This is a genomic window from Phenylobacterium parvum (genome assembly GCF_003150835.1).
GTDB classification, from domain to species: Bacteria; Pseudomonadota; Alphaproteobacteria; order Caulobacterales; family Caulobacteraceae; genus Phenylobacterium; species Phenylobacterium parvum.
In genome coordinates, this window is sequence record NZ_CP029479.1 from 2,358,497 (window position 1) to 2,373,636 (window position 15,140).

The 15,140-nt window shown below is 69.5% G+C and carries 13 protein-coding genes; 7 read left to right on the forward strand and 6 right to left on the reverse strand.

The annotated features are described in order from the left end of the window. Positions 1-113: 113 nt before the first annotated feature. A complete protein-coding gene (gene rpmE / locus HYN04_RS11065; RefSeq protein WP_110450809.1) occupies positions 114-338 on the forward strand; it encodes a 50S ribosomal protein L31 in 225 nt (74 codons plus the stop codon). A 3-nt stretch (positions 339-341) separates the two neighbouring features. Here rpmE and rcdA read toward each other — a convergent pair whose 3' ends face one another. Both rcdA and HYN04_RS11075 read right to left on the reverse strand, forming a co-directional pair. Then, positions 342-836, reverse strand: a complete 495-nt coding sequence (gene rcdA / locus HYN04_RS11070) for a protease adaptor protein RcdA (RefSeq protein WP_110450810.1) — start codon at positions 834-836, stop codon at positions 342-344. Between the two features lie 93 nt (positions 837-929). Beyond that, the gene (locus HYN04_RS11075; RefSeq protein ID WP_110450811.1) at positions 930-1,136 is read right to left on the reverse strand and encodes a DUF1192 domain-containing protein; all 207 of its coding nucleotides are present in this window, start codon (positions 1,134-1,136) and stop codon (positions 930-932) included. A 95-nt stretch (positions 1,137-1,231) separates the two neighbouring features. Here HYN04_RS11075 and HYN04_RS11080 point away from each other — a divergent pair, with 95 nt between their 5' ends. From HYN04_RS11080 to HYN04_RS11100, 5 genes are all read left to right on the forward strand, one after another. Next, positions 1,232-2,212, forward strand: coding sequence for an NAD(P)H-quinone oxidoreductase (locus HYN04_RS11080; RefSeq protein WP_162599633.1), 981 nt, complete (start codon positions 1,232-1,234; stop codon positions 2,210-2,212). Positions 2,213-2,392: 180 nt separating this feature from the next. Then, positions 2,393-3,850: an MFS transporter gene (locus tag HYN04_RS11085; RefSeq protein ID WP_110450812.1), complete on the forward strand. Its 1,458-nt coding sequence runs from the start codon at positions 2,393-2,395 to the stop codon at positions 3,848-3,850. Beyond that, on the forward strand, positions 3,847-4,575 hold the full coding sequence (locus HYN04_RS11090; RefSeq protein ID WP_110450813.1) for an enoyl-CoA hydratase/isomerase family protein: 729 nt from the start codon (positions 3,847-3,849) through the stop codon (positions 4,573-4,575). Before HYN04_RS11085 ends, HYN04_RS11090 begins: the two co-directional genes overlap by 4 nt. A gap of 54 nt (positions 4,576-4,629) precedes the next feature. Next, entirely contained in the window at positions 4,630-5,769 is a 1,140-nt protein-coding gene (locus HYN04_RS11095; RefSeq protein ID WP_110450814.1) for a zinc-binding dehydrogenase, read from the forward strand. A 101-nt stretch (positions 5,770-5,870) separates the two neighbouring features. Next, the gene (locus HYN04_RS11100; RefSeq protein ID WP_110450815.1) at positions 5,871-7,043 is read left to right on the forward strand and encodes an acetyl-CoA C-acyltransferase; all 1,173 of its coding nucleotides are present in this window, start codon (positions 5,871-5,873) and stop codon (positions 7,041-7,043) included. A 60-nt stretch (positions 7,044-7,103) separates the two neighbouring features. On the opposite strand, the gene HYN04_RS11105 is transcribed toward HYN04_RS11100, so the two are convergent. Further along, on the reverse strand, positions 7,104-8,291 hold the full coding sequence (locus tag HYN04_RS11105; protein WP_241962616.1) for a CaiB/BaiF CoA transferase family protein: 1,188 nt from the start codon (positions 8,289-8,291) through the stop codon (positions 7,104-7,106). A 132-nt stretch (positions 8,292-8,423) separates the two neighbouring features. Between HYN04_RS11105 and HYN04_RS11110 the strand changes: the two genes are divergently transcribed. Further along, complete coding sequence (locus tag HYN04_RS11110) at positions 8,424-9,665, forward strand: TetR/AcrR family transcriptional regulator (RefSeq protein WP_110450816.1); 1,242 nt, start codon at positions 8,424-8,426, stop codon at positions 9,663-9,665. Positions 9,666-9,741: 76 nt separating this feature from the next. Here HYN04_RS11110 and HYN04_RS11115 read toward each other — a convergent pair whose 3' ends face one another. The 3 genes from HYN04_RS11115 to HYN04_RS11125 form a co-directional block, all read right to left on the reverse strand. Next, a complete protein-coding gene (locus HYN04_RS11115; protein WP_162599634.1) occupies positions 9,742-11,622 on the reverse strand; it encodes an amidohydrolase in 1,881 nt (626 codons plus the stop codon). A gap of 49 nt (positions 11,623-11,671) precedes the next feature. After that, positions 11,672-13,189, reverse strand: coding sequence for a hypothetical protein (locus HYN04_RS11120; RefSeq protein WP_110450818.1), 1,518 nt, complete (start codon positions 13,187-13,189; stop codon positions 11,672-11,674). Positions 13,190-13,369: 180 nt separating this feature from the next. Further along, positions 13,370-15,007: an N-acyl-D-amino-acid deacylase family protein gene (locus tag HYN04_RS11125; protein WP_110450819.1), complete on the reverse strand. Its 1,638-nt coding sequence runs from the start codon at positions 15,005-15,007 to the stop codon at positions 13,370-13,372. Between the last annotated feature and the right edge of the window lie 133 nt (positions 15,008-15,140).

Sequence of the window (15,140 nt, forward strand, 5' to 3'; positions counted from 1 at the left end):
CGCCCTTGCTCTACCGGCGCCCTTTGCTGTAGAAGGCGCGCTTTCCGCTCCCCGGCTGGCCGGCGGGCGGCGGACTCAAAACTGGCCGCTCCTTTACGTCGGATGCTCCCGAGATGAAACAAGACACCCATCCCGACTATCACTTCATCACCGTGGTGATGACCGACGGCTCCAGCTACCAGACGCGCTCGACCTACGGGAAGGAGGGCGCGACCCTCAACCTGGACATCGATCCCAAGACCCATCCGGCCTGGACGGGCGGAAACCAGCAGCTGCTGGACCGCGGCGGTCGCGTGTCGCGGTTCAACGCCAAGTTCGGCGGCTTCACCCGCAAGTAGGCTTCAGCCTGCGAAGGCGGACCTCAGCCGGTCCAGCTGGGAGGCCACCGGGTTGGCCGGGGCCTCCACCTCCACGTACATCTGCCGGTCCATCCGGCTGACCCTCTCGAAGAGGCGGTCGACCCTGCGCGAGAGGTTGGCCAGGGCCTCGGGCAGGCGAGGCGACAGGCGCACCGGCGTGTGGGCGCCCAGCCGGTATCGGGGCTCGGCGGCGATCTCCGCCGGGGTCTCGCCATCCCGGACCGATTTCTGGACCAGCAGCCAGGAGGCGACCTGCATCAGGCGGGTCGTCAGGCGCATGCTTTCGGCGGCGTAATCCGAGGCCGCCTCGCGGCTCAGGCGGCGGGCCTCGAGGCGGCCGGCGCCGTCAAGATAGGCGGACGCCTCGCCCACCAGGTCCATGCCCTCGCGGTAGGTGCGCTCGAACAGCTCGGCGGCGGCCTGGTCAAGGACGACCCCGGCCCTGGGGGCGAGCGCCGGTCGTGCTCCCGAGTTCATCCCTGGCTCCTTCCCGGGACTCCCCGGGGCCTGACGATTCGCGTTCTCGCCAGTCCTGCCTGACGGCTTTCCGCCGGGTCGGCAAGGGGGGCTTTAGCCGCCGGGCTTCCGGAACAGGGCGTCCGCCGCCTCGCGACCGGCGGCCTTGCGCCCGATCTGGGCCCTGCAGCGGTCGATCTCACCCTCCAGAAGGGCGATGCGTTCCTCAAGGTCGCCCACCGAGAAGAGCTCGAGATCCTCCTTCAGCGCCGGCTCAAGGGCGGCGCCCCGGCCGCGCCGGACCTCCTCGGCTTCATCCATGACGGCCCCCTGATCTCCACGCGCCCCTTGGCGGCTTCCCGAACTTGGTTCTATCTGGCGCCACAGCCCGGAAGGGCGCAAGCGGGGGTGGACGGATGGACCAGGCGATGATGACGGCGATCGCCGTCGAGGGCGGACGCGGGGGTCCCGAGGCCCTGAAGCCCATCCAGCTCGCGGCGCCGACGCCCCAGGCCGGCGAGATCCTCATCCGCGTGGCGGCGGCCGGCGTGAACCGGCCGGACCTGCTCCAGCGCATGGGCGGATATCCCCCACCCCCCGGCGCCCCCGACACCCTTGGCCTGGAGGTCGCCGGCGAGGTCGTGACCGGCGCCGGGCGCTGGCGGCCCGGGGACCGGGTCTGCGCCCTGCTGGGTGGCGGCGGCTATGCCGGGTACGCGGTGGTCGACGCCCGCCACGCCCTGCCCGTCCCGGACGGCCTGAGCCTCGTGGAGGCCGCGAGCCTGCCCGAGACGGTCTTCACGGTCTGGGCCAACGTCTTCGAGCACGGGGCGCTTCAGGCGGGTGAGACCCTGCTGGTCCATGGGGCGACCTCGGGGATCGGCGTCACCGCGATCCAGATGGCCAAGGCGGCCGGCGCCCGGGTCATCGCCACCGCCCGGGGCGCGGCCAAGGCCGCAAGGGCGCTTGAACTGGGCGCCGACATCGCCATCGACGCCACCGCCGAGGACTTCGGAGCCCGCGTGAAGGCCGAAGGTGGGGCGGACGTGGTCCTCGACATGGTGGGCGGCGACTATTTCGGCCGCGAGCTGGACGCCCTCAAGACCGGCGGCCGGATCGTCTTCATCGCCTCCCTGGGCGGCGGTGAAGTCGCCCTGCCCATCTTCCGGGTGATGCAGAAGCGGGCGGTGGTCACCGGCTCGACCCTGCGGCCCCGTTCCGCCGACGAGAAGGCGCGACTGGCGGCCGCCATCGAAGCCCGTGTCTGGCCCTGGATCCTCTCGGGCCTGGTGCGGCCGGTGGTCGACCAGACCTTCCCGCTCGAGAAGGCCGGCGACGCCCACGCCGCCCTGGAGGCCGGGGATCACGTGGGCAAGATTGTCCTGACCTGTGGCTGAAGCCCGGGATCGTCCGGGCGGGGGCGCGGGCGGATAGCCTTGAAACCGGATTGAGTATCGGCCCGCGTCAGGCGCCGGTACCAGCTTGACAAAGTCCCGACGCCGTCATGCTCTGGCCTCCGGGGGGAAGGAACGGCCGGACATCAGTCCGGCTGCAAACCCGTAGTAGCGGGAGGCGGCATGACCGTTCAGGACGTTGGGGAAGACCAGGAGCCTTTGGGGTCCTATCGCCGGGGACTGCCTTTCCAGACCAAGGCCTTTTTCGGGATTGGCTCGGTGGCCAACGGCGCCTACGGAGCCCTCGCCGGCCTGACCATGTTCTTCTACAGCCAGGTGGTCGGCGTGCCTCCGCACATCGCCAGCCTGGCCATCTCGGCCGTCATCTTCATCGATGGTTTCTGGGACCCCCTGATCGGGCATGGCTCCGACCAGTTCCGCTCGCGAATCGGCCGGCGGCACCCCTTCATCTACCTGGCCCTCCTGCTGATTCCCGTGGCCCTCTTCCTGAGGTGGCACCCGCCCGGCTGGGAGGCGTCGGCCATGTTCTGGTACATCCTCGGCACGGGGCTTTTCCTGAACCTCGCCTGGAGTCTCTACGAGGTCCCCTCGGGGGCCCTGGCGCCTGAACTGGCGCCCGACTACCACGACCGGACCGTCCTGCTGGGCTATCGCTGGATGCTCGGCTCCCTCGGCACCGCCCTTGCGACCGTGCTGATCTACGGCATCTTCCTCAAGAAGACCCCTGAACACCCCGTGGGCCAGCTCAACGCCGACGGCTACGGGCCCCTGTCCCTCGCCATCACCCTGATCTTCCTGGCTGCGGGCCTGACCATGGCCCTGGGCACGCAGAAGAAGGCGGCGGGCTTCCACCAGCGCGCCCACGAGCCCGGCAGGACCTTCAAGGACGACTGGCGCGACGCCCTTGTCACCCTGACCAACCGCAACTTCCTCGTCGCCCTGATGGCCCAGGTGATCGCGGGCCTGGCCTTTGGCATCGCCGCGGGACTGACCCTCTATTTCCAGACCTACCTCTGGGAACTGAAGGCGCAGGACATCCTGGTCCTGACCCTGCTGGGCATTCCCGGGCCCATTTTCGGCGGCATCATCGCGCCGCGCCTGGCCCGGCGTTTCGGCAAGAAGAAGGCGGCCATGGGCCTCTTCCTCACCAGCGTGATCTTCGGCCACACGCCCATGTTCCTGAAGCTGATCGGCGTGCTGCAGCTCAACGGGACCCCGGCCCTGCTCTGGGTCCTGGCCGCCTTCACCTTCGTACAGACCGTCAGCGCCATCGCCGGCTACATCCTGGCCTCGTCGATGATCGGCGACATCGTCGAGGAGGTACAGGTCCGCACCGGGCGCCGGGCCGAGGGCCTCCTGACCACGGCCGACAGCCTGCCCAGCAAGATCGTCAACGCCATCGCCGCACTGATCCCGGGCCTGATCCTCACCGCCGTGGCCTTCCCCACCAAGGCCCAGCCCAGTGAAAAGACCATGGAGCTGATCACCCAGGTGGCCTGGCTCTACCTCCCCACGGTGATCATCCTTTTCCTGGCCTCCATCGCGAGCTGGAGCTTCTACCGCCTGGATGAGGAAAGCCACGCGCGGAACCTCGAGACCATTGCAGGCGATCGGTCTTGAGCGACGCGCCAGTTCTGGCGATCCCGCATGAAGGCTGGGGCGAACTGGTCCTGAACCGGCCCGGCCGCCGCAACGCCCTCGCCCCGGACTCCGCCGCCGCCCTCCGTGAGGGACTTTCCACCCTGCTCGCAGGCGGGGCGCGCGTCGTCCTGCTGAGGGGCGAAGGCGGGACCTTCTGCTCGGGCCTCGACGTCGACCTCTTCCAGGGCGGAGCGGGCGCGGCCTGGGCCTCCGACTGGACGGGCTTCCACCGGGACCTCCACGCCTGCCCCGCCGTGGTGATCTGCGCCCTCGAGCGCTACGCCATCAACGCCGGCGCGGCCCTGGCCCTGGGCTCGGACCTGATGGTGGCGGGCGAGGACGCGATCCTGACCGTGGGCGAGGCGGCGATCGGCATGCACGCCCCGATGAACCTGGCCTGGCTGAGGCTGAAGGCCCCCGAGTCCGTGGCCGCCCAACTGGCCCTTGGCGCCGGCCGGATGGGCGGGGCGGACCTGCACCGCCTGGGCCTGGCCTGGGCCCTCGTCCCCGACGGGGAGGTACACGACCACGCCCGGGCGGCGGCCGTCCGGATGGCGGGGTGGCATGCGGGAACCCTGGCGGGGATCAAGGCCGCCCTGCGCCGTCCCATACCCGAAGGCGGCGATGTCTTCGGCGCCGTCCAGGCCCGTCCCGGACAGGGCGGCGCGGCGCCCACGCGGATCGCGGCCGACCGCCGACCTTGACATACCCCCCGCTCAAATGAGCGTATCGCCGCCCAGACGCAGAGAGGCGCCCCCATGACCACGACCGTTCCCGACACCTTCCTCCAGCTGCGCTCGGAGGTCACCGCCGACGGCTCCGAGCTGCGCCTGTCCCTGGCGCGGGTCCCGACGCCGAAGCCAGGCGATGGCGAGGTCCTGGTGCGGGTGCGCGCCACGCCGATCAACCCCTCGGACCTCGGGCTCCTGGTGGGTCCCGCCGACCTGGAGGCGGCGAAGGTCTCCGGATCGGGCGAGGCCGCCGTCCTGTCCGCACCCATCCCGCCGTCCCTGCGCCGGGCCGTGGCCGCCCGCGCCGGCGCCGCCCTGCCCGTCGGCAACGAGGGCGCTGGCGAGGTCGTGGCGGCCGGCGCCTCCGCCGCGGCCCAGGCCCTGCTGGGCCGCACCGTGGCCATCCTGGGCGGCGAGATGTACGCCGAGTACCGCTGCGTCCGGGCCGCCGACGCCCTGCTGCTGCCGGAAGGTACCGATCCCCGCGACGGCGCCTCCTGCTTCGTCAATCCGCTGACCGCCCTGGGCATGGTCGAGACCATGAAGCTCGAAGGACATTCCGGCCTCGTCCACACGGCGGCGGCCTCCAACCTCGGCCAGATGCTGAACCGCATCTGCCTGGAGGACGGCGTACCCCTGGTGAACATCGTGCGCAGCCCCGCCCAGGCGAAGATCCTGAAGGACCAGGGCGCCAAGATCGTCTGCGACTCCTCGCAGCCGGACTTCATGGAGAGCCTGGTGGCGGCCCTGACCGAGACCGGCGCCACCCTGGGCTTTGACGCCACAGGCGGCGGCAAGCTGGCCGGCCAGATCCTCACCGGCATGGAAGTCGCCGCCAACGCCCGCAGCCCGGGCGGCTTCTCGCGCTATGGCTCGACCACGCACAAGCAGGTCTACATCTACGGCGGCCTTGACACCGGCCCCACCGAGCTGAACCGCGCCTTCGGGATGGCCTGGGGCCTGGGCGGCTGGCTCCTGACGCCCTTCCTGATCCGCATCGGCAAGGAGGCCGCCGACCGCCTGCGGGCCCGGGTCGTGGCGGGGCTGAAGACCACCTTCGCCTCGGGCTACACCACCGAGGTCTCGCTCACCGACCTGCTTACCCCCGAGGCGGTCCGGGCCTGCAACCGCAAGGCCACCGGAGAGAAGTTCCTCGTCCGTCCGTGACCCCGAAAAGGCCCCGGCGGGACGGGTTTCCGTCGGGGGATTCACATTGCCAAGGCCGACATGCGCGGCCATAACCGAAGAGATAAAGGGAGGTTCTTCTCATGCGTGAAGCCGTAATCGTTTCCTATGCCCGCACGGGCCTGGCCAAGTCCGGCCGGGGCGGGTTCAACATGACGCCGCCGATGTCCATGGCGGCCCACGCGATCAAGCACGCCGTGGAAAAGTCGGGCGTCGAGAAGGACTTCGTCGAGGACTGCTTCCTCGGCAACAACGCCCACGGCGCCCCGAACATCGGCCGCCAGGCCGCCCTGCTCGCCGGCATGCCCGTGACCACCGCCGGCGTATCCGTGAACCGCTTCTGCTCGTCCGGCCTGCAGACCATCGCCATGGCCGCCAACCACATCCGTGGCGACGGCGCGGACTGCGTCGTGGCCGGCGGCGTGGAGAGCATCTCGGTCGGCGGCGGGCGCCTGCCCGCCGAGGCCATGGACCCTGAACTCGCCAAGATCGCCCCGGCCATCTACATGGCCATGATCGACACCGCCGACATCGTGGCCAAGCGCTACAAGGTCAGCCGCGAGGCCCAGGACGAGTTCTCCCTGCGCTCGCAGGTCCGGATGGCCGCCGCCCAGCAGGCCAACCTCTTCGCCGACGAAATCGTCCCGATGAAGACCAAGATGAAGCAGGTCAACAAGGAGACGAAGGAAGAGACCATCGTCGACTACGTGGTGAACCGTGACGAGTGCAACCGTCCCGACACCACCCTCGAGGGCCTCTCCAAGCTCCAGCCCGTCATGGGCGAGGGCAACTTCATCACCGCCGGCAACGCCTCCCAGCTGTCCGACGGCGCCGCCGCGGTCCTGCTGATGGAAGGCAAGGAAGCCGAGCGCCGGGGCCTCAAGCCCCTCGGCCGTTTCGTTTCCTGGGCCGTCGCCGGCTGCGAGCCCGACGAGATGGGCATCGGCCCGGTCTTCGCCATTCCGAAGCTCCTGAAGCGGAACGGCCTGAAGGTCGACGACATCGACCTGTGGGAACTGAACGAGGCCTTCGCCAGCCAGTGCCTCTACTGCCGCGACCACCTCGGCATCGATCCCGAGAAGTACAATGTGAACGGCGGCTCCATCGCCATCGGCCACCCCTTCGGCATGACCGGCGCCCGCCTGACGGGCCACGTCCTGCAGGAAGGCCAGCGCCGCAAGGCCAAGTGGGCCGTGGTGACCATGTGCATCGGCGGCGGCCAGGGCGGCGCCGGCCTGTTCGAAGTCTACAACTGATCGGCAAGGCCCCCGCCTCCGGGCGGGGGCTGACGCCTCAGCGCCTGTCGTGGCCCGTGCTCACCCGAGCCGGGCCATGACTTTTTGGATCACCTCTTCCGCGACCCCGGCCTCGGCGAGGACCTCGCGCGTGTGCTCGCCCAGCTTCGGCGCGCCGCGGGTGACCTCCGGCGCGCCTTCGGGGAAGCGGCCCGGCGCCGCCGGCGAGGCCATGCGCCCGCCCCAGCCGTCAGACACCTCCACCGCGCAGCCGGTGGCCAGGTACTGCTCGCTGCCCACCACCTCCGAGAGGCTCTGCAGGGGCGCCCAGGCCAGGTCCGCCTCGGTCAGGATCACCGCCGCCTCGGCCAGGGTCATTCGCGCGAAGGCCGCGTCCGCCCGGGCCCGGATCTCGCGGACGATGTCGAGGTCCGTGGTCGGCAGGGCGTAACGGGGATCGTCGATGACCTCAGGATGCCCAAGCACCTTCATCAGGGTTGGATAGCAGGTGGGCCCCTTGAGCACGAAGGTGATCCAGCGGTCGTCCAGGGTCCGGAAATAGATCCCTGAGATCGGATGCGGCCGCAGGTTCCGGGGCTGGGTGGTCGGCGCCTCGCCAAAGCGCAGCTGGGTGGCCATGTCCCAGCCCAGGGCGTAGGAGGCCGTGCGCAGGAGGGAGCATTCCACCAGCCGTCCGCGCCCGGTCGCGTGGCGCTCGTGCAGGGCCGCCAGGATCGAGGACAGGGTGGCCAGGGCCGTGGTGTGGTCGCCAAAGCCCGGGCGGCAGGCGAAGGGCTCCTGGTCCGGCGGGATATGCGAGCGGCCGACGCCGCTCTTGGTCCAGAAGACGGTGATGTCGAAGGCCGGCAGGTCCACGTCCGGCCCCTCCAGGCCCACCCCCGAGACGCTGGCGTAGATCAGCCGCGGGAAGGCCGCCTTCAGGGTCTCGTAGTCGAGCCGGGCCCGCTTCAGGGCGCCGGGCCGGACATTGGTGATGAAGACATCCGCCCCGCTGAGGATGCCCAGCATGGCCTCGCGGCCCTCGGGGGAGGCGATGTCCAGGGCCACCCCGCGCTTGCCGCGGTTCTCCATGGTGAAGATGGGATTGCCAGGGGTCTCGGGGCTCTCCGGAAAGAAGGTGCGGGTGGCGTCGCCCCCCAGGGACTCCACCTTGATCACGTCGGCGCCCCAGTCGGCCATGATGGCCGCGCATCCGGGCGCGGCGATCCAGGTGGCGAGCTCGACGACCTTCAGTCCCTGAAGCAGCATGGCGTTTCCCCCGACGGCGTCTGCGCGCCCTCTGGCGGCAAGATTGGCCCTGATTGACCGGCCTCACAAGCCACACTATCCCCAAGGGAAAGCTTGTCGGCGCCGGTCCGGCGCCCGGCGCGGAGCCGTCCCATGTCCACCCCCGACACCGCTTCCGAAACCGCCCCGGGCGCTCCGGCGGTGCGGACACCCAGCCGGCGCTACATGGCCCGCCGTGACGCCATCATCGCCTCGGCCATCCGCGAGATGAACCGCCACGGCGTGCGCGGCATGACCCTGGGCGACGTCGCCGCCCGCCTGGACCTCGTGCCCACCGGGGTCATCTACTATTTCCGCAACAAGGAAGACCTGGCCGCCGCCGCCTTCGAGCGCAGCATCGGCCGCATCCAGGAACTGGCCGAGGTCGCCCGCGAGCACCCCACGGAGCGCGAACGCGTCAAGGTCTTCATCGACCTCTTCATCCTGCTCCAACAGAGGATCGAGCTGGGCGAGGCTGAGCCCCTGACGGTCTTCAACGACGTCCGCGCCCTGAACAGCGAAAGCGTCAACCAGGCCTTCGTCGCCCTGTTCCGGACGGTCCGCTCGCTCCTGGACCGCCGCGAGACCCGGACCCGGGCCGACCTGAACGGCCGCACCCACCTGCTGATCAACGCCCTGACCTTCGTCAGCGCCTGGATCTACACCTGGCGGGTCGAGGACTATCCGCGCATCGGCCAGCGCATCGCCTCCATCCTGCTGGACGGGATCCCGCGGGGCGGAAACGTGCCCGGCGTCCGGTTCCTGGACCTTCAGCCTGCGGGTGACGAGATCGACGAGGGCTCGGCCGAGCACTTCCTGCGGGCCGCCACCCAGCTGATCAACGACGAGGGTTACCACGGCGCGTCGGTGGACCGGATCTCCTCCAAGCTCAACGTCACCAAGGGCGCCTTCTACCACTACAACGCCACCAAGGATGACCTGGTGGTGGCCTGCTTCCAGCGGACCTTCGACGTCCTCTGGCGGGCCATCGATGCGGCGGAAGCCGGCGGCGACGACGGCCTGGAGATCATGCACTCCCTGCTCCAGGCCGTGGTTCAGCTTCAGGTGGGCCCCGCGCCCCTGCTTCGGACCAGCGCCCTGACCACGGTGCCCGAGGAAATCCGTGCAGACCTGATGTTCCGGCTGCGGCAGATCTCGATCCGCCTGGGCTCAATGCTTTGCGACGGCATTGCCGACGGATCCGTCCGGCCGCTGGACACCAGCATCACCGCCCAGATCCTGACCGCCGGGATCAATGCGGCCTCCGAGCTGAACTGGTGGCAGCCCGGCGAGGACCCGGAGGCGGGCGCCCGCCTCTTCGTCGAAGCCATGGTGCGCGGGCTGCTCTGGAGATGAGTTCCGCCCGCCACCCCCCGGGTGGGGAGGTGCGGCGGACGGGCGCCCGGGTCGGAGACCGGACGCCCGGGGCGCTTCAGTCCTGCGCGCCCGCCTCGACAAGGGCGGCCAGGGTCCGGCGGTCCCGCTCGGACAGCTCACGCTCGGGCCCCGCAGGCGGATGGGCGTCCTCTCCATGGACGGAGGCTGGAATCTGCGCAGTCTTCACCGGCGCGCTGGCCGGACGGGCATAGACGACCCGGCCCTCCTTGAGGGTTTGCAGCACCTGGATGTCCTTGATGGCTGCGGGGTCCACCTTCACGGGGTTGGCGCTGAGGATCACAAGGTCAGCGAGCTTGCCGGCCTCAAGGGTGCCCTTGGTCTTTTCCTCACGGTACTGGTAGGCGCCGTTGATCGTGATGGCGCGCATGGCGGCGTAGGCGCTCACCCTCTCTTCAGGGACCAACACCGCCCCTGAGCGGGTCTGGCGGTTGACCACGTTCCAGGCGGCGTAGAGGAGGCTGGGGCTGACCCCGGCGGGCCAGTCGGTATTGATCGTCCAGTTCACCCCAAGCCGCTCCGCGGAGTTCGCCGGCCCGACCCAGCTCACGCGCTCGGGGCCGATCAGGTCGCGGATGTAGTCTCCCATCGGGTAGATGCCGGCCGCGGTGAAGCTCACCGTCCCGTTCAGGGCCTTGACCCGCTGCAGCTGGTCCGGGCGCAGGAACTGCGCATGCTGGACGATCGGCCGGTCGTCGCCCATGCCCTTGTCCCGGGCCGTCGCCTCCGCCGCGACCAGGAGCTGTTCAATGGCCTCGTCGCCGATGGCGTGGGCGGCGATCTGGCGGTTGCTCTTCCAGTACTTGTCAAGGGCGGCCACCAGTTGATCCTGGGGATCGACCCGCATGCCGCGGTAGTCCGGAGTGGTGACCCCCGGCGGGTTCTTGGCGAAGGGCCGGGACAGGAAGGCCGTGTCGACGCTGCCGTCCATCCAGAACTTGATGCCCGCCAGTCGCACACGGTTGATGTAGCGCTTGTCGAGGTCTGGCCGGACGGCCAAGAGGTCGGCGCTCGTCTCCCCGTTGGGGTTCGTGTGGCTCTTCTGGATCTGGTAGGCGGAATCGATGATCCGCTCCGAGGCCGACGCCTTGGCGAAGATGACCAGGTCGATGGGAAGGAGCTTCTCGTTGATGATGGTGGTGACGATCGGGATGTCGTCGCCGCTCAGTCCAAGTCCCAGCTCACTGGCGGTGGTCATCCCGTTCTCGACCCAGAGCTGGGAAGCCCGCTGGACACCCTTGCGGGTCTGGGCGTCCGTCAGGGGCTTGCGGGTCGCCAGGATCGCCATCCACGCCGTCTCCGCGGCATGTCCCTCGAGCTCGCGGCTTCCCTGGATGCGGTCGAAGAATCCACCTTCCGGGTCTGGCGTGCCGGCCCCGAGCTTGAGCTCCTTCATGAGTGCGGTGTTGAAGACGCCATGGTGGCCCGAACCATCCGAAATCGTGATGGGGCGTGTGGCGCTGACGGTATCCAGCTCCGCGCGGGTCGGGTGCCTCTTCTCGGCCATCTGCTCGGCGCGGTAGCCCATGCCGACAATGCGTTCTCCCTCAGGCGTCTCGGCGGCGTGCGCCTTCAGCCGGGCCAGGAGCTCTGGGATGTCCTTCACCCCCGCCAGGTCGGCGTCGAGCATGGTGTGGGTGGCGTAGACGAGATGCCCGTGGGCGTCGATGAAGCCCGGCAGCAGGGCGGCGCCCGCAAGGTCGACCTTACGGGCGTCCTTGCCTGCGGCGCGCAGGGCGCCCGACTTCTTGCCGACGAAAAGGATCCTGCCGTCCTTCTCGACCAGGGCTTCGACATACCTGGGCGTGGGCCCCTGCATGGTCAGGATGTCCCCGCCGCTGTAGACCGTGGCGGGCGCCGCGAAGGCCGAGGCGCCCAGCATCAGGCTGGCGAGGAATCCTGAGGTAACGGCTTTCATGGTCGTTCTCCGGTTGTCTTGGCGCCCCTCTCGAGCGGGGCTGGCGAACTCAGAAGCGAAGTTCCGACGACAGCATGAAGGCGAAGCCGTCATTGTCGACGTAGACGGGGCGGCCCAGGGGGTCGAAGCCGGCGAGAAGGGCCGTCTGGCGCCAGGTGGCTTCGAAGCCCAAGGTCGTCATCGGGCTGGGGTCCCAGAAGAGATTGAGGAAGGCGGTCTCATTGTCGCCGATCCCCGGGCCATCGCCCCGGTCGGGGCGATCGATGCCGTAGCCCAGGTGGGAATGCAGCTTGGGGGTCCAGTAGTACGCCGCCTCGCCCCAGTACCCGTCACTGGAGATCGGCTTTCGCTCAGTGCTGTTCACGGTCTGGAAGGCCGTGGCGAGATAGGCCCCCAGCGCCTTTCCGGAATAGTACTCGCCCTGTACGCCGAACCGGTCGGTGACCCTCCAGGCCCCCTCGACGGCGACCCCGTTGAGGGTGGTGGTGTAGGAGCTGATCTCGGAGATCGCCGGATCGGGATTCCGGTCGTACAGGGTCCGGAAGCGCCCCGTGGCGCCGGAGACGCCCAGGACGTACTTGGGCCAGGGCAGGGTGGCCTCCTGGTCGTTGCCCCGGGTCCAGGCGATCCGTCCCTCGAAGTTGGGAACGCCCGTGTTCTCGGTGGAATCGACGAAGCCGGGCTTGATGTTGCTGGGCAGGGCGTCCGCCACTGCGCCCTGGAGCACAAGCCGGTCCGGTCCGTTCACGAAGAAGCGCTCGACCCTCAGCTGCGGCTTGAAGGAGTTGCCGGCGTTGCCGGAGCCCGCGAAGGCCGACATGCGGTCGACCATGGTGGGGATCATCGGGCTGAAGACGTCCTGCTGCAGGCCTGCGGCGAACCGCCACTTGTCGCTGGTCGCATCGATATAGGCCATGCCGGGATAGACGCCGTACTTCCCCGACAGGAGGTCGCCATCGAACAGGTAGGCGTAGATCGTGCCGCCCAGCTGGAAGTCCCCCAGCTGGGCGCCCCTGATCTTGAAGAACAGGGACGACAGGCGGGCATCGATCTTGGTGGTCCCTTCCGGGACCCCGGGGATCTTGGGAAGCACGAAGAAGGGGGCGGCGTCCGGCTGCATCCGGGCCGTCGTCGTGGTGACCGTGGTGCGAAGCGCTCCGCCCAGGATCACGTCCAGCCCTGCGAAACGGGTTCCGACCGGCCCGGGGCGGGCCTGTTCCTCGCGGGTCTCCGCACCCGGCTCCGGGAGGGCCAGCTGGGCGACGGCGTCGACCCCGGCCGCAGGCGGCGTCTCCGTCCGGGCTACGGCCGCTGCAGGGACGAGGTTGGCTGGCGCAGGCGCGGCCGGCCCGATCCGCGCCGCCAGATCCCGGAGCAGGCGTTCCTGCTGCTGCAGGCGCGCCTCCTGGCTTTCGATGATCGCCTGCTGGCGCTCGAGTTGTTCCCGGAGCTTCTGGACCTGTGGGTCTTCCGCCGCGAGGGCTCCCGAGGCGCCCAGCAGGATCAGGCCGGCCAGGCTTCCGGCAAGGGCCTGGACGTGGCTCGGGGTACGACGAGGGTGGATCACAGCGGCTCCCAAGGCTTCCAACACGGAAAAGTCTAGGAAGGCGCGCCCTCTAAGCGCAAGCAATTATTTACCTTCTGGGCCGCCGGGAGGCCCAAAAGAAGCGCCGGAAGCGGTTGCCCGCTCCGGCGCAGTTTCAGCTTCAAGAGGAGTTGCGGTGAAGCTGGGTCGGTGTGGTCCGGCTCAGTGGAGGCGACGCAGGACCTGGCCAGCGCGGCCGCCGGTGTGCCGGTCATTCTCGATGTTGACGGCCCCGTTGACGATGGTGGCGCGATAGCCGCTGGCGCGCTGGATGTAGCGCGGCGCCCCGCCGGGGAAATCGTTGACGATCTGCGGCTGGAGGGACTTCAGGCCCGCGAGGTCAATGACGTTGATGTCCGCCCGGCGGCCCGCCTCCAGCACGCCCCGGTCCGAAAGACCCAGCACCCGGGCCGGTCCCGAGGTCAGGCGGCGGACGCCCTCTTCCACCGAGTAGATCCCGCGGTCGCGGACCCAGTGGGACAGGACAAAGGTGGACCAGTCGGCGTCCATGATCTGCGAGACATGCGCGCCGGCGTCGCCAAGGCTGGGGAAGATGCGGGGGCTTGCCAGAAGGTCGCCCAGCTCGTCCAGGTTCTGGCAGAACATGCGCAGGTTGAAGAGACCCCGTCCGTCCGTCGCCAGGGCCTGGTCGAGGAAGATCTCCACGAAGCTTCGGCCCGTGGCCTCCATGGCCTGGCGGACATTCTGGTCCGGGGCGTGGCCATGGTCAGGGCTCTCGCCCGCGCCGAGGTCGAAGACGGTCTTCAGGTCTTCCCACCTGTCAGTTCGCCGGCCTTCGGCGATCAGCTTCTCCCGGGTTTCAGGATCCCGGATGGCCTCAAGCCGGCCGGCCAGGTCCAGCCTCTTGACCTGTTCCCAGGTCTCGCCGCGGAAAGGCAGGTGAGACTGCAGGCCGAACATGAAGCCGGTGCCGCGCACCTGAATAATGGCGGTCATGTCCCGCTCGCCGATCATCTGGTCGAGGAAGGCGGCGCCGCCGCGACCCGCACCCTTCTGGGCGCCGACCCCCCAGCTGAACAGGACCCGGGCGCCGGTGTCGGCCATGGCCTGGAGCACGTCCGGCGAGGCCCCCACGGCCTGCATCAGCCCGCCCCGGGCGCCGACCGTGCGGGCGATCGCGACCAGTTCCGAGACATCCGCGAAGGTGCCGGGGATGGAGCGGCCGTCCGGCGCCTTGTGCGGCTCGTAGCGGTTGGTCGAGAACCCGAGGGCGCCGCGATCCATGGCCTCGGCCACGATGGCGCAGATCTGCGCCAGCTCTTCAGGCGTCGCCTGGTCGGTGAAGGACCGGTCGCCCATCACGGCGTAGCGGACGGCGCAGTGCCCCACCAGGCCCGCCACGTTGATCCCCGGGCGGATGCCGTCGAGGGCGTCGAGATAGCCGCCATAGTCTTCCCAGGTCCAGGGCAGGCCGGAGAGGATGGCCTCGCGGGGGATGTCCTCCACCGTCTCCATCATGGCCGCCAGAAGGGGGCGGTCGGCCGGCTTGCAGGGGGCGAAGGTCAGGCCGCAGTTGCCGAGCAGGGCGGTGGTCACGCCATGCCAGCTGACCGGCGTCAGCTCCGGGTCCCAGCCGATCTGGGCGTCGAGGTGGGTGTGCAGGTCGACGAAGCCCGGGGTGACCAGCAGGCCCTCCGCGTCAATCTCGCGGCGGCCACGGGCCTCGACCTTCCCGATGGCCGTAATCAGGCCCCCGTCGATGGCGATGTCCGCCGTCCGCGCCGCTGCGCCCGTCCCGTCCACGACGGAACCGCCCCGGATGACCAGGTCATGACCCATGACTACCCCCCAAACGTGCTTTGGTTGCAGTGCGGGCCCTGAAAACGGCAGGCGAACCCGCACAAGCGCTATCTCACTTGAGATACCACTTGCTCAAAGTTCCATGGAATCCGGGGGCCGTCAACCGGGGGGC